This window comes from Streptomyces sp. NPDC050416 (genome assembly GCF_044458845.1).
Lineage (GTDB): Bacteria > Actinomycetota > Actinomycetes > Streptomycetales > Streptomycetaceae > Streptomyces.
In genome coordinates, this window is the sequence record NZ_JBITII010000016.1 from 1 (window position 1) to 21350 (window position 21350).

At 72.5% G+C, this 21350-nt stretch carries 16 protein-coding genes and 2 pseudogenes; 16 read left to right on the plus strand and 2 right to left on the minus strand.

Features of this window, described 5'->3' with window-relative positions:
- From ACIBL4_RS36215 to ACIBL4_RS36235, 5 genes are all read left to right on the plus strand, one after another.
- The coding region (locus ACIBL4_RS36215; RefSeq protein ID WP_399416051.1) for an alpha-glucosidase C-terminal domain-containing protein at nucleotides 1-435 on the plus strand (435 nt) is incomplete at its 5' end.
- Nucleotides 432-2150 (plus strand): maltose alpha-D-glucosyltransferase, encoded by a 1719-nt coding sequence (gene treS, locus ACIBL4_RS36220; protein ID WP_399416052.1) that lies wholly within the window; start codon nucleotides 432-434, stop codon nucleotides 2148-2150. The genes ACIBL4_RS36215 and treS, both read left to right, overlap by 4 nt.
- 28 nt (nucleotides 2151-2178) lie before the next feature.
- Complete coding sequence (locus ACIBL4_RS36225; RefSeq protein ID WP_399416053.1) at nucleotides 2179-3549, plus strand: maltokinase; 1371 nt, start codon at nucleotides 2179-2181, stop codon at nucleotides 3547-3549.
- A 3-nt stretch (nucleotides 3550-3552) separates the two neighbouring features.
- Nucleotides 3553-5760, plus strand: a complete 2208-nt coding sequence (gene glgB, locus ACIBL4_RS36230; RefSeq protein ID WP_399416054.1) for a 1,4-alpha-glucan branching enzyme — start codon at nucleotides 3553-3555, stop codon at nucleotides 5758-5760.
- 113 nt (nucleotides 5761-5873) lie between these two features.
- Nucleotides 5874-6962 (plus strand): glutamate--cysteine ligase, encoded by a 1089-nt coding sequence (locus ACIBL4_RS36235; RefSeq protein ID WP_399416055.1) that lies wholly within the window; start codon nucleotides 5874-5876, stop codon nucleotides 6960-6962.
- Nucleotides 6963-7010: 48 nt separating this feature from the next.
- Here ACIBL4_RS36235 and ACIBL4_RS36240 read toward each other — a convergent pair whose 3' ends face one another.
- Nucleotides 7011-7244 (minus strand): DUF6480 family protein, encoded by a 234-nt coding sequence (locus ACIBL4_RS36240; RefSeq protein WP_356927297.1) that lies wholly within the window; start codon nucleotides 7242-7244, stop codon nucleotides 7011-7013.
- A 149-nt stretch (nucleotides 7245-7393) separates the two neighbouring features.
- Here ACIBL4_RS36240 and ACIBL4_RS36245 point away from each other — a divergent pair, with 149 nt between their 5' ends.
- Both ACIBL4_RS36245 and ACIBL4_RS36250 read left to right on the plus strand, forming a co-directional pair.
- Nucleotides 7394-9292: an AMP-dependent synthetase/ligase gene (locus tag ACIBL4_RS36245; RefSeq protein WP_399416056.1), complete on the plus strand. Its 1899-nt coding sequence runs from the start codon at nucleotides 7394-7396 to the stop codon at nucleotides 9290-9292.
- Between the two features lie 116 nt (nucleotides 9293-9408).
- Nucleotides 9409-9843 (plus strand): ATP-binding protein, encoded by a 435-nt coding sequence (locus tag ACIBL4_RS36250; RefSeq protein ID WP_010033269.1) that lies wholly within the window; start codon nucleotides 9409-9411, stop codon nucleotides 9841-9843.
- A gap of 375 nt (nucleotides 9844-10218) precedes the next feature.
- Here the strand turns inward: ACIBL4_RS36250 and ACIBL4_RS36255 are convergent, their stop codons facing one another.
- Entirely contained in the window at nucleotides 10219-10590 is a 372-nt protein-coding gene (locus tag ACIBL4_RS36255; RefSeq protein WP_399416057.1) for a PRC-barrel domain containing protein, read from the minus strand.
- Between the two features lie 340 nt (nucleotides 10591-10930).
- Between ACIBL4_RS36255 and ACIBL4_RS36260 the strand changes: the two genes are divergently transcribed.
- The 9 genes and pseudogenes from ACIBL4_RS36260 to ACIBL4_RS36300 all read left to right on the plus strand — a co-directional run bounded on the left by ACIBL4_RS36260 (nucleotide 10931) and on the right by ACIBL4_RS36300 (nucleotide 20668).
- Nucleotides 10931-11332: an STAS domain-containing protein gene (locus tag ACIBL4_RS36260; RefSeq protein ID WP_399416058.1), complete on the plus strand. Its 402-nt coding sequence runs from the start codon at nucleotides 10931-10933 to the stop codon at nucleotides 11330-11332.
- Between the two features lie 271 nt (nucleotides 11333-11603).
- Complete coding sequence (locus tag ACIBL4_RS36265; RefSeq protein WP_399416059.1) at nucleotides 11604-12491, plus strand: STAS domain-containing protein; 888 nt, start codon at nucleotides 11604-11606, stop codon at nucleotides 12489-12491.
- Nucleotides 12488-12913 carry an STAS domain-containing protein gene (locus ACIBL4_RS36270; RefSeq protein ID WP_399416060.1) on the plus strand — a complete coding sequence of 142 codons (426 nt, stop codon included), beginning with the start codon at nucleotides 12488-12490 and terminating at the stop codon, nucleotides 12911-12913. Before ACIBL4_RS36265 ends, ACIBL4_RS36270 begins: the two co-directional genes overlap by 4 nt.
- Complete coding sequence (locus ACIBL4_RS36275) at nucleotides 12913-13353, plus strand: anti-sigma regulatory factor (protein WP_399416061.1); 441 nt, start codon at nucleotides 12913-12915, stop codon at nucleotides 13351-13353. The genes ACIBL4_RS36270 and ACIBL4_RS36275 overlap by 1 nt, the downstream gene beginning before the upstream one ends.
- Nucleotides 13353-13856 (plus strand): annotated as a pseudogene (locus tag ACIBL4_RS36280) (anti-sigma regulatory factor); the annotation flags it as partial. The gene ACIBL4_RS36275 and the pseudogene ACIBL4_RS36280, both read left to right, overlap by 1 nt.
- Before the next feature lie 381 nt (nucleotides 13857-14237).
- Nucleotides 14238-15020: pseudogene (locus ACIBL4_RS36285) on the plus strand (PP2C family protein-serine/threonine phosphatase); the annotation flags it as partial.
- Nucleotides 15017-16747 carry a PP2C family protein-serine/threonine phosphatase gene (locus tag ACIBL4_RS36290; protein ID WP_399416062.1) on the plus strand — a complete coding sequence of 577 codons (1731 nt, stop codon included), beginning with the start codon at nucleotides 15017-15019 and terminating at the stop codon, nucleotides 16745-16747. The pseudogene ACIBL4_RS36285 and the gene ACIBL4_RS36290, both read left to right, overlap by 4 nt.
- Nucleotides 16748-16964: 217 nt before the next feature.
- The gene (locus ACIBL4_RS36295) at nucleotides 16965-18338 is read left to right on the plus strand and encodes an NAD(P)/FAD-dependent oxidoreductase (RefSeq protein WP_399416063.1); all 1374 of its coding nucleotides are present in this window, start codon (nucleotides 16965-16967) and stop codon (nucleotides 18336-18338) included.
- An 86-nt stretch (nucleotides 18339-18424) separates the two neighbouring features.
- On the plus strand, nucleotides 18425-20668 hold the full coding sequence (locus tag ACIBL4_RS36300; protein WP_399416065.1) for an FUSC family protein: 2244 nt from the start codon (nucleotides 18425-18427) through the stop codon (nucleotides 20666-20668).
- The last annotated feature ends 682 nt before the right edge of the window (nucleotides 20669-21350 follow it).

The window sequence follows — 21350 nt, forward strand, 5'->3', positions numbered from 1 at the left end:
GAGAAGTACCAGCTCAGGCACCGTGACTGGGAGACGGCCGAACGCGAGGGCCGCACCATCACCCCGCTGCTGACCCGGCTCAACACCATCCGCCGGGAACACCCCGCGCTGCACCGGCTCAGGAACCTCCGCTTCCACCACACCGACAACGACGCGCTCCTCGCGTACAGCAAGCGCACCGGGTCCGACGTCGTCCTCGTGGTCGCCAACCTCGACCCGCACCACGCCCAGGAGGCCACGGTCTCACTGGACATGCCGCAACTCGGCCTGGACCGGCACGCGTGGGTACCGGTGCGCGACGAGCTCACCGGCGAGACGTACCACTGGAGCAGGAACAACTATGTGCGCCTGGAGCCGGGGCGGGCTCCCGCGCATGTCTTCCACGTCACGTCGCCGCCCGCCGCGCAAGGGAACGGAGGGGCAGAAACGTCATGACCGTGAACGAGCCCGTGCTGGACACCTTCGAGGACACCCCCGTCAGGGACCGGGACCCGGAGTGGTTCAAGCGCGCCGTCTTCTACGAGGTTCTCGTCCGCTCGTTCCAGGACAGCGACGGCGACGGCGTCGGGGACCTGAGGGGCCTGACCTCGAAGCTCGACTACCTCCAGTGGCTCGGTGTCGACTGCCTGTGGCTGCCGCCGTTCTTCAAGTCCCCGCTCCGGGACGGCGGCTACGACGTCTCGGACTACACCGCCGTACTCCCCGAGTTCGGTGACCTGGCCGACTTCGTGGAGTTCGTCGACGCCGCCCACCAGCGCGGCATGCGCGTGATCATCGACTTCGTCATGAACCACACCAGCGACCAGCACCCGTGGTTCCAGGAGTCCAGGAAGGACCCCGACGGGCCCTACGGCGACTACTACATGTGGGCCGACGACGACAAGGGCTATCCGGACGCCCGGATCATCTTCGTCGACACCGAGACGTCGAACTGGACGTTCGACCCGGTGCGCGGCCAGTACTTCTTCCACCGCTTCTTCTCGCACCAACCGGACCTGAACTACGAGAACCCGCGCGTCCAGGAGGAGATCCTGGCCGCGCTGAAGTTCTGGCTGGACCTGGGCATCGACGGCTTCCGGCTGGACGCGGTGCCGTACCTGTACGCGGCCGAGGACACCAACTGCGAGAACCTGCCCGCCACCCACGCGTTCCTCAAGCGGGTCCGCCGCGAGATCGACGCGCTGTACCCGGACACGGTGCTGCTGGCGGAGGCCAACCAGTGGCCCGAGGACGTCGTCGACTACTTCGGCGACTACGCGAGCGGCGGCGACGAGTGCCACATGGCGTTCCACTTCCCGGTCATGCCGCGCATCTTCATGGCGGTGCGGCGCGAGTCCCGCTACCCGGTCTCGGAAATCCTGGCCAAGACCCCGGCCATCCCGTCGGGCTGCCAATGGGGCATGTTCCTGCGCAACCACGACGAGCTGACCCTCGAGATGGTCACCGACGAAGAGCGCGACTACATGTGGGCCGAGTACGCCAAGGACCCGCGGATGCGCGCCAACATCGGCATCCGCAGGCGGCTGGCTCCCCTGCTGGACAACGACCGGCACACCATCGAACTGTTCACCGCGCTGCTGCTGGCCCTGCCCGGCTCGCCGATCCTGTACTACGGCGACGAGATCGGCATGGGCGACAACATCTGGCTCGGCGACCGGGACGCCGTGCGCACGCCGATGCAGTGGACCCCGGACCGCAACGCCGGGTTCTCCACCTGCGACCCCGGCCGCCTCTATCTGCCGGCGATCATGGACCCGGTCTACGGCCACCAGGTCACCAACGTCGAGGCCTCGATGTCGTCGCCGTCGTCGCTGCTGCACTGGACCCGCCGCATGATCGAGATCCGCAAGCAGAACCCGGCCTTCGGTCTGGGCTCGTACACCGAGCTGTCGTCCTCCAACCCGGCGGTGCTGGCCTTCCTGCGGGAGTACGAGGACGACCTGGTGCTGTGCGTGAACAACTTCGCGCGGTTCGCGCAGCCCACCGAACTCGATCTGCGTGAATTCGCGGGGCGCCATCCGGTGGAGCTGTTCGGCGGGGTCCGCTTCCCCGCGATCGGCGAACTGCCGTACCTGCTGACCCTCGGGGGCCACGGCTTCTACTGGTTCCGGCTCACTCGAGTCGCATCCCGCATCGGCAGGCGACTGTGAGCACGCGCCGACGAAAGGAGGCGTGACCATGCCGAAGACCGCATCCCTCCGCCCGAGTCTCACGCGCCTGGCCGAGCCCATGGAGTCGCTCGGCGGGCTGCTGCGCGACTGGCTGCCCCGGCAGCGCTGGTTCGCGGGCAAGGACCGGCCCGTCACGGAGCTCGGTCTGCTGTCGATGACCGAGCTGTTCCCGGGCTGTCTGCACCTGCTGGTCCACGCCGGTCACGCCGGGCACCCGGGCGTGCCGTCCCCGGGCGGCGCTCCCCCGGCCGGCGACTGCTACCAGCTCCTGCTCGGCGTACGGGAGCATCCGTCGCCGCGCCTGGGACGGGCGCTCATCGGGCAGGTGCAGGACGGGCCGCTGGCCGGTCTGACGGTCTACGACGCCCTGCACGACCCCCGTTCGGCCCAGCTGCTCCTGGACCGGCTGCGGCACCCCGGCACCGCCGGGCCCCTGCGGTTCGACTGCGAACCGGACCAGCCGGTGCCCGGCGGACTGGTGCCGCGGCTGCTGGACGCCGAGCAGTCCAACTCCTCGCTGGTGTACGGCGACGAGTACATCCTGAAGGTCTTCCGGCGCATCCAGCCGGGCGTCAACCCGGACCTGGAGGTGCCGGGGGCGCTGGCCCGGCAGGGCTGCCATCGCGTGCCCGCGCCCGTGGCCTGGTTCCAGACGAAGCATCCGTTCAAGGCCACCCTCGGCGTGCTCCAGCCGTATCTGCGGGACGCCTCCGACGGCTGGACGCTGGCGCTGCACGCCCTGGCCGCCGGGGACGACTTCACGGCTCAGGCGCGGGCGCTGGGCGCGGCCACGGCGGAGGTGCACCTCGCCCTGGCCTCGGCCTTCCCTGTCGGCGAGCCCGGGGAGAACGGGCAGACGGCGACCGCCATGTCCGAGCGGCTGGCCGCCGCCGCGCACTGCGTGCCCGCGCTCCAGCCGTACGTGCCGGGCCTGCGGGCCGCGTTCGCCGCCCTCGCCACCTGCGACGCCGGGCCGCCCGCCCAGCGCATCCACGGCGACCTGCACCTGGGTCAGGTGCTGCGGGCCGGGCGCGAGTGGTTCGTCATCGACTTCGAGGGCGAGCCGTCCCGGCCGCTCTCCGAACGGCGCAGCGCCCACTCCCCCGTGCGGGACATCGCCGGGATGCTGCGCTCCTTCGACTACGCCGCCCGGCAGCGCCGCCCCTGGCGCCCGGAGTGGGCGCGACGCTGCCGCGAGGCCTACTGCGCGGGCTATGCCGCCCGCGCCGGCTGGGACCCGCGGAAGAAGCACGGACTGCTCCGGGCCTACGAGACGGACCGGGCCGTGTACGAGGTGCTGTACGAGGCACGGCACCGCCCCGACTGGCTGCCTGTACCGATGGCGGCGATCGAGCGCCTCGCTGTGAGAGGAGACTGAGCCGTGGCCCTGCGCGACACCTCAATCCCGGAGCCGTCCGGCCCGGTCCCGGGCGCGACCGCGCCCGCCCTGAGCCCGGAGGACCGAGGGCGCCTGCTGGCGGGCGCCCACCACGATCCGCACGCGCTGCTCGGCGCCCACCCGGTCCCCGGCGGGATCGCGTTCCGGGCGCTGCGCCCCTTCGCCCGCTCGGTGAGCGTCGTGACCGGCGGCAAGCGCACCCCGCTCGTCTCGGAGGGCGACGGCCTGTTCTCCGGTGTGCTGCCGCTGACGGAGATCCCCGCGTACACGCTGCACGTGGTGTACGAGGGCGGTGAGCAGGAGGTGCACGACCCGTACCGGTTCCTGCCCGCGCTCGGCGAGCTCGACCTGCATCTGATCCGCGAGGGCCGGCACGAGCAGCTGTGGCAGGCGCTCGGCGCGCAGCCCATGACCCATGAGGGCGTGACCGGCACCCGGTTCACGGTGTGGGCTCCGAACGCGCAGGGCGTGCGGGTCGCCGCGGACTTCACCTACTGGGACGGGACACAGTTCCCGATGCGCTCGCTCGGCGCGTCCGGTGTGTGGGAGCTGTTCCTGCCGGGCGTCGGCGAGGGCACGGCGTACAAGTTCGAGATCACCTCCCGGTACGGCCACCGCTTCCTGAAGGCGGACCCGATGGCCCGCCGCACCGAGGAGCCGCCCAACACGGCGTCGATCGTGACGGCCTCGCACTACCAGTGGGGCGACGGGGAGTGGATGGCGCATCGCGCCGACACGCCGGTGCACGAGGCGCCGTTCTCGGTGTACGAGGTGCACCTGCCGTCCTGGCGGCCGGGTCTCGACTACCGGCAGCTCGCCGAGGAACTCCCGAAGTACGTCAAGGACCTCGGGTTCACGCACGTGGAGCTGATGCCGGTCGCCGAGCACCCCTTCCACGGCTCCTGGGGCTACCAGGTCACCGGCTTCTACGCGCCGACCGCGCGGCTCGGCACCCCGGACGACTTCCGGTACTTCGTCGACGCCTGTCACCGGGCGGGCATCGGCGTGATCATGGACTGGGTGCCAGCGCACTTCCCGAAGGACGACTGGGCGCTGGCCCGGTTCGACGGGGACCCACTGTACGAGCCCGGGGACGCGCGGCGCGCCGAGCACCCGGACTGGGGCACGTACGAGTTCGACTTCGCCCGCACCGAGGTACGCAACTTCCTCGTGGCGAACGCGGTGTACTGGTGCGAGGAGTTCCACATCGACGGGCTGCGCGTGGACGCGGTGGCGTCCATGCTCTACCTCGACTACTCGCGCGAGGACGGCCAGTGGGAGCCCAACGCCTACGGCGGCCGGGAGGACCTGGCGGCCATGGCGTTCCTCCAGGAGATGAACGCGACCGTGTACCGGCGTGCCCCCGGCGTGGTGACGATCGCCGAGGAGTCCACCGCCTGGGGCGGGGTGACCAAGCCCACCGACACCGGCGGGCTCGGTTTCGGGCTGAAGTGGAACATGGGCTGGATGCACGACTCGCTGGAGTACCTGTCCCACGAGCCGGTGCACCGCAAGTACCACCACCACGAGATGACCTTCTCGATGGTGTACGCCTACAGCGAGAACTACGTCCTGCCGATCTCCCACGACGAGGTCGTGCACGGCAAGCAGGCGCTGGTGTCGAAGGCGCCGGGCGACTGGTGGCAGCGGCGCGCGAACGTCCGCGCCTACCTGGGCTTCATGTGGAGCCACCCCGGCAAGCAGCTGTTGTTCATGGGGCAGGAGTTCGCCCAGGGCGCCGAGTGGTCGGTGGAGCAGGGGCCGGAGTGGTGGCTGCTGGACGACGGCTACCACTCCGCGGGTGACCACCGGGGTGTGCGTGATCTGGTCCGTGACCTGAACAGGGCGTATCTGGCGACGCCGGCGCTGTGGCAGTGCGACACGGGCCCGGAGGGCTTCCGCTGGGTGGCGGTGGACTCGGCCGACGACAACGTCTTCGCTTTCCTGCGCTACGACGCGCAGGGCGGGGCGCTGCTGGCGGTGTCGAACTTCTCCCCGGTCGTCCGGCACGACTACGGCCTCTGGGTCCCGGGTGACGCGGTCGCCTGGCAGGAGATCCTCAACACGGACGACCCGCGCTACGGCGGCAGCGGCGTCACCCACCCGGATCCGGTCAAACCGGAGGACGGCTGTGTCCGGATCACGTTGCCGCCGCTGGCCACCGTGTGGCTGACGCCGTTCGCTCCGTGAAGTCCCGCGGCGGCACCAGGTGTCCGACCCGCCTGTGAGGGGCACTGGGTGTCGTACCACCGGGAACGCCCGGTGGTCGACACGGCAGGGTCAGGGGAAGGGCGGGCATCAGGGTGCGCACCGTCGGAGTGGAGGAGGAGCTCCTCCTGGTCGATCCGGAGACCGGGGAACCGCGGGCGATGTCCGCCGCGGTGCTCGCCCGGGTCGCGCAGGACGACGCGGACCAGGACGTCTTCGAGAAGGAACTCCACGAGCAGATGCTGGAGTTCGCCACCCATCCGCAGTCGTCCATGGAGAGCCTGCGCGCGGAGATCGTCCGCTGCCGCAAGGAGGCGGCCCGGCACGCCGGGGAGATCGGCTGCACGGTCGCGGCCCTCGCCACGTCCCCGCTGCCGGTCAGTCCCGCGATCGGCGTCAACCGCCGCTACCAGTGGATGGCCGACCAGTACGGCATCGCCACCCGGGAGCAGCTCGTCCTGGGCTGCCATGTGCACGTGTCCGTCGAGTCCGACGAGGAGGGCGTCGCGGTCATCGACCGGGTGCGGCCCTGGCTGCAGGTCCTGACGGCGCTCAGTGCGAACTCGCCGTTCTGGCAGGGCGAGGACACGGGGTACAGCAGTTACCGCAGCCGGGTCTGGCTGCGCTGGCCGTCGGCGGGCCCGACCGAGATCTTCGGCTCGGCCGAGCGGTACCACCGGCTGATCGCGGACATGGTGGCCACCGGCGCGCTCCTCGACGACGGGATGATCTACTTCGACGCGCGGCTGTCCCAGCGGTATCCGACGGTGGAGGTCCGGGTGTCGGACGTCTGTCTGCACTCCGGCACGGCCGCGCTGGTCGCCACGCTCGTCCGCGGACTGGTCGAGACCGCCGCACGCGAGTGGAAGGCCGGCCGGGAGCCGCTCGGCCACAGTGTCAGCCTGCTGCGGCTGGCCGACTGGATGGCCGCCCGGTCCGGTCTCTCGGGCGAGCTGCTGCACCCGGCGACCATGCGGCGCCTGCCCGCCGAGGTGGTCGTGCGTGCCCTGCTGGACCACGTCGGGGAGGCCCTCGCGGACACCGGTGACCTGGAGCGGGCCCGGGCCGCCTGCGAGGAGCTGCTGCGGGACGGCAACGGCGCACAGGTACAGCGCGCGCTGATGGAGCGCACGGGGAGCCTGCGGGACGTCGTCACCGAGTGCGTGCGGCACACACAGGCGTGAGGCGTCCCGCCTGCCGCGGAGGCCGGCTCGGACCGCGCCGACCGGGCCTCAGATGATCAGGGCGAGGGCGTAGGCCAGGAAGAACGCCGCGATCAGCACCACGAGGACGATGATCACGGCCATCGGTGCCTTGGCCCATCCCTTGGGCGGATTGTGCGTCTCGCGCGGCCCGGCCTCGGGCAGGCTGCTCTCCGCGGGTGGGGTCTCGCCCGGCGGTACGCCGCCGCCCGGTTCCAGGCCGGAGCTGCGTTCGGGTTCGGGATCGGGACTGATGTGACTCATGCCGTCCGGGTCCCCCGATCGCGCCGAGATCATCAGCGGGACGACTTCCGTATTTTCCGACCCCTCAGGGCCCCGGCTCGACTACATTCGAGCCCCGCCGATGACGCTACCCGTCGGCAACGTCACAGCCCGTACTCGTCAGGAGCAGCATGCGCGACCTCGTCCTCGCTCCACCGGCCGTCTCGCCCCTGACCGGCGGGCTCGCCGACAGCGTCTTCGAGACCGCGGACCGCGAACCCACCCGGCCGGTGCTCGCCCGCCGCGCCGACCCGGCCGCCGCGTCCTGGGAGGAGGTGACGGCGATCGAGCTGCGCGACCAGGTGGTGGACATCGCCAAGGGTCTGATCGCCACCGGGACAGCGCCGGGGCACCGCGTCGCGATCATGGCGCGCACCCGGTACGAGTGGACGGTCCTGTGCTACGCGCTGTGGGCCGTGGGTGCCGAGGTCGTCCCGGTCTACCCGACGTCGTCGCGCGACCAGGTCGAGTGGATCCTGCGGGACGCCGGCTGCGTGGCCGTGGTCGTGGAGGACGAGCAGGGCGTCATGACCGTCGGCTCGGTGTGCGCGTCGCTGCCGCTGCTGCGCCATGTCTGGCAGCTGGACGCGGGCGCTCTCGAGGACCTGGCGGCGCGCGGGGAGTTCGTGCCGCTGGCCACGGTCGACTCGATGCGCCGCATCGTGCTGCCGGACTCCACGGCCGTCATCGCCTACACCTCCGGCACGTCCGGCCACGCCATGGGCTGCGCCCTCAGCCACCGCAACCTGGCCGCCCCCTGCGACACGCTGCTGGCGGGCTGGGGGCACACGGCGGCACCGCGCGGCGAGCAGGGCTCCGTGCTGGCGTTCCTGCCCTTCTCCCACGTGTACGGGCTGATGATCCAGGGCCTGTGCGTGCGCGGCGGACTGCTCATGGGCCACCAGGCCGAGCTGGGCGGGGAGGCACTGTCGTCGGCGCTGCGCTCCTTCAGGCCCACGTACTTCTACGCGGTCCCGTCGGTCTTCGAGAAGATCTACAAGAACTTCCTGCGCACGGCCCAGCAGGGCGGCCACGGCGGTCTGTTCGAGCGGGCCGCCGAGACGGCGCGGGACTTCGCCGCGGCCCTGGAACGCCAGCGGCTGGGCCGGGGCCGCGGCCCCGCTTTCGATCTGCGGCTCCAGCACGCCCTGTACGAGCGCACGGTGTACCGCAGGCTGCGGGCCGCGCTGGGCGGCCGGGTGCGGCGGGCGACCTCGGGCGGCTCGCCCCTCAGCCGCGACCTGTCGCTCTTCTACGAGGGCATCGGCATCTACGTGCACGACGGGTACGGCCTGACGGAGACCGGCGGCGGGGTGACGATGCAGCCGCTGGGCCGGGAGAAGTCCGGGACCGTCGGGCAGGCCCTGCCGGGCACGGAGATCCGGGTGGCCGAGGACGGGGAGATCCTGGTGCGCGGCCCGTCGGTGTTCCAGGGATACGTGGGCGACGAGGCCGCCACCCGGGCCGCGCTGCGCGGCGGCTGGCTGGCCACCGGGGACCTCGGGCAGCTTGACTCGGAGGGCTATCTGACGATCACCGGCCGCAAGAAGGACATCATCGTCACCAGCAGCGGCAAGAGCGTCGCCCCGGCCGCCCTGGAGCAGCGGCTGCGCATGCACCCGCTCATCCACCAGGCGGTGGTCGTGGGCGACAACCAGCCCTGTGTCGGCGCCCTGATCACGCTGGACCCGGAGTTCCTGGCGCACTGGCGGGCGGCGCTGGCGCTGCAGGGCGAGATGCGCGAGGCGCGGGAGGAGAACGCGCTGCGGGAGGAGGTGGCACGTGCCGTGGCCGCGGCCAACAGCTCCGTGTCGCGGTCGGAGTCGATCCGGGTGTTCCGGGTGCTGCCGGAGCCGTTCGATGTGACCAACGGGCTGCTGACGCCCTCGATGAAGCTGCGCCGGGACGAGATCGTGCGGCACTACGCGTCCGAGATCGACGCGATGTACCAGTCGCGCAGGCGTCCCGGGCGCCCGCTCACCGGGGACGAGGCATCGCACTGGGACGACTCGGACAGCGTGTTCCGCTGAGCACGGAGCCGGACGCGTAGGCCTCGCCCCCTCGGGAACACGCAACAGTGGCGACGCAAGAGAAAGGACGACAGCCCTGACGGCAGCCCTTGCTGACGCCGGGCCGGAAAGGCGATATGTCAACCGAGCCGCGTGGGGATGACGCACTGACCTCCGAGGAGATTCCGAGCCGCACGAACAGCTTCGTGGGCGAGCCGCACGACGTCACGGGAGCGCGGCTGGCCGCGGAGGAGTTCCTGCGTGATCTGTCACGCTCCTCGCCGCCCTCTGCCCCCGAGTACTGGGACGACATCCTGTTGGTGGTGACGGAACTGGCCGCCAACGCGGTGCAGTACGCCCCGGGTCCGTTCGCGCTGCGGATGCGCCGGACCTTCGACGGGGTCCATGTGGTCCTGCACGACACCAGCTCCACCGAGCCGGCCCCGCGCCCCTTCGATCCGCGCAGCGGGGGCGGCGGCATCGGCTGGCACCTGATCCACACCTTGTGCGACCAGGTCAGCGTGGTGAGCGACGAGCGCGGCAAGGACGTGCACGTCTTCCTGCCCTGGTGAGCCGGGCGTGTCACGGGCGCGGCGCGCCCGTGACCGGCTCCGGGTCAGGGCCTGTTGCGAAAGTGACGTCGTCGCCCAAAGGGCGGCCGCGCGGCGTCCGGTGCGTGCTCTGGGGGCCCCCCCGGCCGAAGGCTGGGGGAGTGCCGGCCGGAAGCCCTCGTACTGGGCGTACTCGGGCTTTCGGCCGGTGCGGCGAGAGTGCGTGCCGGGCGTCGCAACATCAGGCAGCAGACTCACCCTCACGGCCTTCGTCTCGGTCACGTGCACCTTGGTCGGAGCACAGGATCAGACGAAGGCCGCCCCCACGTCCGGCAAACCCCCAGGTGAGCGACTCAGTACGAGACACCGTTCGAGGCCGGAAGAAAAAGAACAAGCTTAGGCCGAGGCCGTCGTGCGCGGCGGCAGCCTGTCGTAGTAGTCGCCGACGGCCGTGAGGTAACCCGGGTCCCGGGTCTCGCTGTCGGTCTGGAAGCGGGGCGCCGCCTTGGCGTCTCCCCTGCTGCAGGCCAGTGTGATCTTCCGGCCCTGCGTGTCGATGCCGGTGACGACTCCGGCCGGCACCAGGACGCTGCGGCCGAACACCCACACGCCGGTGTCCACGACCAGGTGCCGCATGCCGTGCGGGGCGTCCTCACGGTCCACGTGCCCGATCGTGCCGTCGGTCGCGGCGACGGTGAAACCGGTCAGGTCCTGCCCCTCGACGTGACCGCTGTCCGGCGCGTACGACCAGATTCTGTCGATGGCCACGCTGCTCCATCCTCCCTGACGGTGTGCGGATCGCGGAGTCCGGCCGACGGTTCCCGCCCGACCGCTCCACAGCAGCAACTACCCTCCTGCCGCAAGCGCATTCGGCGCACACACGTGCCACCGTACGCCGTCGGCGTCGGGGTTCGGCAAGGTTCGCCGACAGGGGGGCATGGGAGGCGGTTTCCGGGGTAATCGCGGGGCGCGGTGAAAACGGAGCCCGGTGACGAAGGGAGGCAGATGAAAAACGGCAGCAGAGCCCGCACCAGAACCGGCATCGCCCCGCACCGCGGTCATCCGCAGAGGTGACCCGCCCAGGCCGTAGCACTTGTTGGAGGTACCCGTGCCCCTCGCCCAGAACCCGCTGTCCGTGGAGGTCGAACTGCCCCGGGAGGACGTGGCCCTGATCACGGTCGACGGCTACCTGGACGTCGACACCGCGACCGAGTTCCAGGCCCATCTGGCCAACCAACTCCACCACGGCCGACGGCACTTCCTGCTCGACCTGTCGTCCGTCCCCTTCATGGACTCGTCCGGGATGAACATCATCCTGCGGGTGTACCAGGAGACCCGCAGGACGGCCGGCAGCGTGCACGTCATCAACCCGACGTCGGCCGTGCGGCGCGTCCTCGACCTGACCGGCGTCAGCATCACGGTGCCGATATCCGAGAGCGTGGAGGAGGCTCTGGCCCGCGCCGACGAGGTGCCGGACACCCCCGAGGAGCCGGGGGCGCAGAGCGCCTGACGGGCCGGGTGGCCCCTCGGGCACGCCGTCGGCGGGACCGGCGGCCCGGTACCCTCGTCCGCCCTGCCCGGACGGCCGTTCGTCCAGTGCGCGCCGGTGACCGGTGACGGTGCCGGTCAAGTGCCGTTCCCCCGGACCGGATCGTTGCGCCGGATCCGGTGTCGTACGAGGTCGGCGCATGGTTAGAGTTGTCGCCCGGCAAGTGTCACAGCACCGTCCCGTTGCCTTGAGGCGGGCTCGGTCGACGCAACGCGGATGAGGAGAGAACCAGGTGCCGGAGCACGAAGCGGACGGACAGCTCGCCACGCCGACACACGAGGTCAGGGACTTCCTGCACCGCAGGCGTGAGCAGATCGCCCAGCGGTGGGCGGACGAGCCCTTGTTCCGCACCGTGTTCACCGTCTCGCGTGACGAGGCGGTGGAGGCGAGCAAGGTCGTCGTGGACGCGCTGGCCCAGGTGGCCGACTCGGATCAGGTGGAGGACCCGGACGCCGCGGGATTCAGCGGCGTACGTGAGCAGCTGGCCCGGATGGGGGCGGCCCGCTCACGCGCCGGGCTGTCGAACACCCAGGTCGCCACTGAGCTGGCCGCCCTGCGGCCCCCCGTGGAGAACCTGCTGGCCGCCGATCTGGAGCAGGCGCCGCCCGCGCATATGCGGGCGTGTTCGACGGCGCTGACGGTGCTGATGGGCACCCTGCGGCTGGTCGCCATGCAGACGGCGCTGAGCGAGTGGCAGGCGCTCAGCGACCGGCAGCGGCTGCAGCTGATGGAGGTGGCGACGCCCGTCATCCGGCTGTGGGACGGCGTCGTGGCCGTGCCGCTGATCGGGACGCTGGACAGCGCCCGCAGCCAGGTGGTGATGGAGACGCTGCTGAACGCCGTCGTCGACCAGCACGCCCGGTTCGCGATCCTCGACATCACCGGGGTCCCGACGGTGGACTCGCTGGTGGCGCAGCACCTGATGAAGACGGTCGCCGCGGCGCGGCTGATGGGCGCCCAGTGCATCGTCTCGGGCATCCGCCCCGCCATCGCGCAGACCATCGTCCATCTCGGCCTGGACCTGGACGTGATCACTCGCGCCAGCCTTTCCGACGCGCTGCGGTACGCGCTGCACGAGCTCGGCGCGGACATCGTGAACCCGGGTGCGGGTCTGCGGTGAGCGACGCGTACTCCCGTCCCGTCCCGGGCCACGTGCCGGTCCTCCGGCTCGGTGACGTCCTGCTGGTCACGCTCCAGGGGGACCTGCACGACAGCACCGCACAGCAGCTCCAGCAGGATCTCGCGGAAACGATCTCCCGTACCGGGGTGCGTGGTGTCCTCATCGACATCTCCGGGGTGGAGGTCGTCGACTCCTTCCTCGGCCGGGTGCTGGCCGAGATCGCCGCGCAGGCCAAGCTGCTGGCCGCGCGGACCGTGGTGGCCGGCATGCGCCCGGCGGTCGCCATCACCCTGGCGGAACTGGGCCTGACCCTGCCCGGGCTGAGCACGGCGCTGAGCACCGAGGCAGGCATGGAGCTCCTCACGCAGCAGGCCCCGGCGTACCGTCCGGGTCCGGGCGGCCCGCGTCAGGAGAGTCCGTGATGCACACTGCCGCGGGCGTGGAGGCCTGCCTGCCCATCCGGTCGGACATGGACCTGGTGTGGGTGCGACAGCATGTGCGGCAGGCCGCGGCCCGGCTCGGCTTCGGCCTGGTGGAGCAGACCAAGCTGGTCACGGCGGCCAGCGAGCTGGCCCGCAACACCCTCGTGCACGGCGGTGGCGGACAGATGGAGGCGACGCACCTGCGCAGCGGCGGTGCGCAGGGGCTCCGGCTGGCCTTCACCGACGAGGGGCCGGGCATCGCCGACCTGGACCAGGCGCTCAGCGACGGCTACACCTCCGGCGACGGGCTGGGGATGGGGCTGAGCGGTGCCCGGCGCCTGGTGCACGACTTCGAGATCGACAGTACGCCGGGCGACGGCACCACCGTGCGGGTGACCTGCTGGGCGGCCCAGCCGCCGCGTCCGCGCGAGGAGGCCTGATGCCGCGCGTGTGGGACGTCCCGGTGCGCGATTCGACGCGGGTGCGCGACGCTCGGGTCGCCGCGGAGAGCGCGGCCGCGCTGGCCGGTCTGGACGAGCGGCGCACCGCGGCCGCCGCGCTGGTCGCGACCGAGCTGGCCACGAATCTGCTCAAGCACGCCGAGGGCGGTCAGGTGCTCATCGACATCGTGACCGCGCCCGCGCTGCGGGAGGACGGCGCGGAGTCCCGGGTCGTGCAGATCACCACGATCGATCACGGACCTGGTATTCCGGACCTGCCCGCGGCCATGAGCGACGGTTTCTCCACGACCAGCTCGCTCGGCGCGGGCCTCGGCACGTGTCAGCGGCTCGCCGACGACTTCGCCCTGCACAGCACGCCCGGCCGCGGCACGGTCGCGGTAGCCCGCGTGGGCACCGCGCCGCGCGGTGGCGGCGGCGGTCCGACCGTGCGGGCCGGGGCCGTCTTCGTGCCGGGCGGCCGGGGTCCGGCGACCGGTACGGCCGCCCCGGCCCAGTCCGGGGGCGGGGCCTTGGCCGGCGGCTGGTGGCCGGGCGGTGCCACACGGGCGGGCGACGCACCGGTGGGAACCGTGGCGTGCGGCACCCTGACGGGGCACGCGGCGGTGCCCGGCGACGCGGCGGGCTTTCCCGGGCGGGCCGGCAGCGTGGGCGGGGACGGCAGCGTGCCCGGGGTCAGCCGCCGGCCTGAGGTCATCAGCGTGCCCGGGGACGGCACCAGGCCCACGGACAGCGCCCGACCCCAGGCCAGCAGCGTGCCCGGAGACGGCACCAGGCCCACGGACAGCGCCCGACCCCAGGCCAGCAGCTTGCCCGGAGACGGCACCAGGCCCACGGACAGCGGCCGACCCCAGGGCAGCAGCGTGCCCGGAGACGGCAGCGTGCCCGGGGACAGTCGAGGCCTCAGGACCAGTCGGAGTCTCGGGGATGGCCCCGGTCCCCGGCAGGTCTCCGCCGTTCCGGGCGGCGAGGTGCGGGGGCCCGGTGCACCGGGGCGGGCAGGGCAGACCGGCCCGTGGGGTGACCGGTCCGTGACCGTCGCCGGTGTGCGTGCCGGAGGCGTGAACATTCCCTACGGCGGAGCCGAGTACTCGGGTGACGCCTGGGCGTGGGTGCGTTCCGGGGACCGGCTGACGCTGATGCTGGCGGACGGTCTGGGGCACGGCCCGGAGGCGGCCCGGGCCTCGTCCGCCGCGGTCACGGCGCTGCACCGCTGGGCCCACCTCTCCCCCGCCGAGTCGCTGCGGCGGCTCCACGACGCCCTGAAGGGCACCCGGGGCGCGGCCGTCGCCCTGGCCCAGCTCGACGTGCGGGCCGGGCGGCTGCGGTTCGCCGGCATCGGCAACGTGGGGGCGCGGCTGCGCGCGGACGGCACCTGGCGTCCGCTGCTGTCGCGGCCCGGCATCGTCGGCGTGCACCGGCCCGGCACCCTCCGCGAGGAGGAGGCCGACTGGGCCGCGGACCGGCTGCTGGTCCTGCACACCGACGGCCTGCCCAGCCGCTGGACACCGCCGTCCGCCGGTCTGCCCGCGGCCGACCCGGCCGTGACGGCCGCTCTGGCGATACGCGACGCGAGCAGTCCCGCCCGACCGGTGCGGGACGACACCGCCGTGGCCGTGCTGACTCCGACCCCGCCGGAACGCCCATGATGCGCACTTGGCAGATCACCACCGTCACCGATGCGGCCCGCGCCCGCATCGCCCTGGCGCGCCTGGCCGCCGCGTACGGTGTGCCCACCGTCGAACGGGCCAGGCTGGCCGCCGCCCTCAGCGCCCATCTGCGGCAGTGCCTCACCAAGGGCGGCACCTGGCTGCTCACCCTGGACATGGCCGGGTCCCCCGCCGAGGAGGGGCTGCTGCACGCCGTGGTGACGCCGTCGCCGGACGCGTCGGCCGCCGCCGGGGAGCCGCCGTGGGAGGTCACGGTCCCCTGTCCCGAGGCGGCCCGGGCCACGGAGGCCGGGGCCGTCGAGGACGATCCGGCCGCCCTCGCTGAGGCGCTGCTCGGCGCCGACGAGGACACGGCCGTGGTGCTGGACAAACTCAGCGAGCAGGAGGACCTGGTCGCCTTCCACCGCGAGGAGCTGCACCAGACGAACCAGGGCGTCCTGGCGCTGCACGCGGAGCTGGACGCGGCGGGCCGGGCCCAGCGCGAGGCCTTCGCCGCCGAGCGCAGGGCACGCAACGAGGCGGAGAGCGCCCGCCGCCGCCTGACGTTCCTCGCGGACGCGAGCGCCGTGCTGACGGCCTCGCTCAACCACGAGGAGATCGTGCGACGGCTGCCGGACCTGCTGGTGCCGGAGTACGCCCGCAGTGTCGACGTCTGGCTGTTCGACCACGAGGACGACAAGAACCGGTCGGCGCCGCATCCGGCCGCCGCCGTGGTCGCGGCCCGGACCGGTCGGCCGCAGTACGCGGCCGACCATCCCGGCGGACTGCCCGGCGTCGACGACCAGCCGCCGTCCGCGCTGGATCCCGCCCGGCCGCTGCTGTGCGTTCCGCTGCCGACGCGCCGGGCCCCGCTGGGCGTGCTGACCCTGTCACCGCCCGGTGCGCGCTGGGACCCGGACGACGCGGTGATGCTGATCGAGCTCACCCGGCGGGCCAGCATCGCGATCGACAACGCCCGGCGCTTCGAGCACAACCGCGACATCGCCGAGACGCTGCAACGCGCCCTGCTCACGGATCTGCCGGCCACGCCGGGTCTCAGACTCGCCGCGCGCTATCTGCCCGCCACCCACGGGCTGAACATCGGCGGTGACTGGTACGACGCGTTCCCCCAGCGGGACGGCGGTCTCATCACCGTCGTCGGCGACGTGACCGGGCACGGTCTGCACGCGGCCGTCATGATGAGCCAGCTGCGCACGGCGCTGCGGGCGTACGCGGTCGACGGCGACAGCCCGGGCCGGCTGCTGACCCGGCTGCACCGGTTCCTGCACCATCTCCAGCCGGATCTGTACGCCACCGCGGTCATCGCCCGGTTCCACCCGGACGAGCCCACCATGACCTGGGCCGCCGCGGGCCATCCGCCGCCGGTGCTGCGGCTGCCCGACGGAACCGTGCGCACCCTCGACGCCAAACCCGGCGCCATGCTGGGCATCCCCCTCACCCAGGAGATCGGCGACCACACGGTGCGCCTGTCGCCGGGCTCGACGCTCGCGCTGTACACGGACGGACTGGTCGAACGGCGTGCGCAGGGCATAGACCCGGGCATCGAGCGGCTGGCCTCGGCGCTCGGCGATTTCCGCTCGGCGGAGCTGGACGCCGATCTGGAGGGTTCGGCGGACCGGATCCTGCATCCGCTGCTGAGCGATTCCGAGCGCGACGACGACGTGTGTCTCCTGCTGTGCCATCTCCAAGGGGAGACCACGTCCTGACGGCGGGTCCCGCCGACCGTGTGTGCACGCGTTCTTCACTCCCGCCTGGTGCTTTTCGGCCACGGGGCGGGCATGGTGGTGATCGACGCGTTGGTCTGCCTGCCGCGTCCGACTGGCGTGCCGGTCGGGGACGCGGTGGGATCAATGGGGTGCGAACCAGCGATCCAGGGGCAGTCGATAGGCGTTCGAGGCAGACCGCCTGGAGCCGCAGAAAGGGATGAACACCGTGACACGACCCAGGATCCTGGTGGTTGGCGCAGGCTTCGCCGGCGTGGAGTGCGTCCGCCGTCTGGAACGGAAACTCTCCCCGGACGAGGCCGACGTCACGCTGGTGACGCCGTTCGCCTACCAGCTCTACCTGCCGCTGCTCCCGCAGGTCGCCTCCGGCGTGCTGACGCCGCAGTCGATCGCCGTCTCGCTGCGCCGCAGCAAGAAGTACCGCACGCGGATCATTCCCGGCGGGGCCATCGGCGTCGATCTGAAGTCCAAGGTCTGCGTCATCCGCACGATCACCGACCAGATCGTCAACGAGCCGTACGACTACATCGTGCTGGCTCCCGGCAGCATCACCCGCACCTTCGACATCCCGGGGCTGACCGACCACGCGTTCGGGATGAAGACGCTCGCCGAGGCAGCGTACATCCGTGACCACGTCATCTCGCAGCTGGACCTGGCCGACGCGAGCCAGGACCCGCAGGAGCGGGCCTCGCGGCTGCAGTTCGTGGTGGTCGGCGGCGGCTACGCGGGCACCGAGACCGCGGCGTGCCTGCAGCGGCTGACGCACGCCGCCGTCAAGCGGTACCCGCGGCTCGACCCGGGCCTGATCAAGTGGCATCTGATCGACATCGCGCCGAAGCTGATGCCGGAGCTCGGCGAGAAGCTCGGCAGCAGCGCGCAGGAGATCCTGCGCCGGCGGGGCATCGAGATCTCCCTCGGCGTCTCGATCGCGAAGGCGGGCCCGGAGGAGGTCACCTTCACCGACGGGCGGGTGATCCCGACCCGCACGCTCATCTGGACGGCCGGGGTCGTCGCCAGCCCTCTCATCGCCACGCTGGGCGCGGAGACCGTCAAGGGGCGGCTGGCGGTCGCCCCGGAGATGAACCTGCCGGGCAACGACGGGGTGTTCGCGCTCGGCGACTCTGCCGCCGTACCCGACCTGGCCAAGGGGGACGACGGGGCCATGTGCCCGCCCACGGCGCAGCACGCCCTGCGGCAGGGCCGGCACGTCGCCGACAACGTCATCGCGTCGCTGCGGGGCGGGCCGATGCGGCCGTACGTCCACAAGGACCTGGGGCTCGTCGTCGACCTCGGCGGCACCGACGCGGTCTCCAAGCCGCTGGGCATCGAGCTGCGCGGCCTGCCCGCCCAGGCCGTGGCACGCGGCTACCACTGGTCGGCGCTGCGCACCAACGTCGCCAAGACGCGGGTGATGACCAACTGGCTCCTCAACGCGGTCGCCGGCGACGATTTCGTACGGACCGGGTTCCAGGCCCGCAAGGCAGCGAGGCTGAAGGACTTCGAGTACACCGACGCCTATCTGACGCCGGAGCAGGTGCGGGCCCACGTCGAGGGAACCGCCCGGCTGGAGTAGGGCCGGGCCGGAGGGGCCTTCCGCTCGTGGCATGTCATGCTGAGGTGCGGATCTTGGTGTGGTGAGTCGGGAGAGAGTGCGGCGGCGTGAGGGCAGCGGGACGGTCGGTGCGGGCACGACTGCGGGACCGGATCGCGGCGTCCGACCCGGGGCTGCTGCGCCTGACGGCCGGGCTGCGGACGGTCGGCGCCATCGCCCTCACACTGGCCGTGCTCACCCTGTTCGGGGCCGATGTGCATCTGCTGGTGGCGGGGGCCATGGCGGCGATGGTCGCCACCTTCGCCATCCGGGAGAAGCAGCTGGGCGCCCAGGCCGTGACACTTTCGCTGGGCCTGCCGGTGGCGCTGGCCTCCGTGACGCTGGGCGCGGTGCTCAACGCGCGTCTGTACGCCGGTGACGTCTTCTTCGTCGTCCTGATCTTCTGCGCGGTGTACGGCCGCCGGTTCGGCGACCGGGGCACGGCGCTCGGGCTGATCGGCTTCCAGGTCTACTTCCTGTCCCTGTTCGTCGGCGCCAAGGTGTCCGCGCTGCCCACGTTGTGCGGTGCCATCGCCGTGGCGTTCTGTGCCAGTGCCCTGCTGCGCTTCGCGGTCGTGCCCGCGACCCCCACGGGCGTCCTGCTGCGGCTGCGGCTGGCCTTCCGCGCCCGGCTGGCCCAGCTGGTGTCCGCGCAGCTCGACCTTCTCGACGCCGCCCCGGACGCGATGGACAAGGCTCTGGAGGCCGTGCGCGAGGGCACGGCGCGGCTGCACGAGACGGCGATGATGATCCAGGCGCAGCTGGAGGAGGGCACCCCGGACGAGTCGGCGGCCCGTCTCGTGCAGCGGCGTATCGCGGACGCCGAGATCGCCGCCGAGCGGCTCGGTCTGCTGCTGCTGACCTCGCGCAGCGCCGAACGGGCCGACACCCTCACCCTGCACCTGCCGGGCGCTCCCGCGCCGTCGGTGGGGCAGCCGGCCGTGCCGGACGAGGCCACGGCCACGCTCCGCCGTGATCTGCAGGCGCTGCGCGCTCTCGTGCTGCGGGCCGGGAGCGGCGACGCGGGGACCGGGCTGGCGCACGTGCGCAACCGTCTCCTCGGTTACCGGGACGAGGAGAACCTGCCGCCCGCGCCCGCGGCCGTCCAGGACGTCTTCCGTGGCATCGGCGAAGCCGCCCGCTCGGTGCTGGGGCTGCGGATCGCGCTGGACGGCCCCCAGGACGAGTCGGACGACACCCCCGCGACGGCCCGCTCCCGTGAGGAGCTGGACGCGGAGGACGCCGCGATCGACGGCGGCAAGGAGCCGGCGGCGGAGGAGCAGGAGACAGGGCTGCGGCGGCCGACCACACGTGCGGCCGTGCAGGTCGCCGTGGGGTCGGCACTGGCCATCGTGGGCGGCGAGCTGCTGTCCACGCAGCGCTGGTACTGGGCGGTGCTGACGTGCTGGATCGTTTTCCTGAACACCGCCTCGACGGGCGAGATCCTCGTCAAGGGCTACCGCCGGCTGCTGGGCACGGTGTTCGGCGTGGTGGCGGGCATCGTCCTGGCGGGTCTGGTCGGGCAGCACACCTGGACGGCGTTCGGGCTGGTCCTGGTGCTGATCTTCGCGATGTTCTACGTGGCGCCGCTGTCCTACACGCTGATGTCGTTCTTCGTGACCGCGATGCTGGGGCTGCTGTACACGCTGCTGCACACCTACAGCCTCGATGTGCTCCTGCTGCGGGTGGAGGAGACGGCGCTCGGTGCGGCCTGCGGGGTGGTCGCGGCGGCGCTGGTGCTGCCGGTGCGGACCGACCGCCGGACGAACGAGCTGCTCGGCACGGTCCTGGAGCGGCTGGCCGATGTCACCGAGGCCGCGGTCGGCCAGCTGAGCGGCGGGCCGGCTGACGAGCTGCTGGACAAGGCGCGCGACCTGGACCAGGCGCTGGCCGACCTGCGGGCCGCCACGCAGCCGCTGACCCATCCGGTCACGCCGCTGCGGGCCCGGCGCCACACGGCCCGCTACGTGGTGGCGCTGCTGGAGACCTGCGCGTACCACGCGCGGACGCTGGCGGCCACCGCGGAGCTGCTGCCCACGCATCCCTCGATCGCGGCGGACCCCCGGCTGCGCGGGGCCGCGGGGCGCACGGTACGCAACATCGAGACCATCGCGGCCCGGGTCGCCGACGAGCACGCCGCCGCCCGGGTCGAGACCGGGCCGAGCATCGCCTCACTCCTGGGCTCCGACGCCGGCACACCACGCTACGGCCGAATCACCGACCGCGTACTGCGGCACCTGGAGCGCCTCGACGAGGCCGTGGTGGGCCTCGCCAGGCCACTGGGCGTGCCGGTGGGGGAACCACGGGCCTGAAGGGCCGGGGCCGGAGGCCGGGGACCGTAGGCCAGGGGCCCGGAGGGCCCAGGACCCGAGACCGCGAACCGGAGGCCGCGGAACCGGAAGGGCCGGGGACGAGGCCGTGGTGGGCCTCGCCCAGCCGCTGAGCGCGCCGATGGCGGAACCGCGCGCCTGAAGGCCGGAGGCCGGGACGGAAAACGCGGAGGAACCGGGAGGGGCGGGGCGCCAGGCTGTGGTGGTCCTCACCCAGCCGCTGAGCCTGCTGTGGCGGAACCGTGGGCCTGAAGGCCGAGGCCACGCCAGCGACCGGAGACCACGAACCGGGGGCCAGAGGCCGGGGCCCGGAGGGGAGGGCGGCCAGGCCCTGGTAGGCCTTGCCCAGCCGCTGAGCGCGCCGGTGCGGGACCGCGGGCCTGAGGGCCGCGGGCCCGGAAGCCGGGGACCGGGCCGGGGACCGGGGAGGTTCCGGGACCCAGGACCGAGTGGTCGGGGACCCGGGAGGGCCGGGGGACGAGGCCCTCGGTGGGCCTTGCCCAGCCGCTGAGCGCGCCGGTGGCAGAACCGCCTGAAGAGCCCGAGACCGGGGACCGCGGACCCGAGGCCGGAGGCCGGCGGGCCCGAGGGCCGGGGCCCGGAAGGCCGGGGCCGGGCGGGGCCGAAGGCTGGCCTCAGAGGGCCGGGCGCCAGGGTCGGGCAC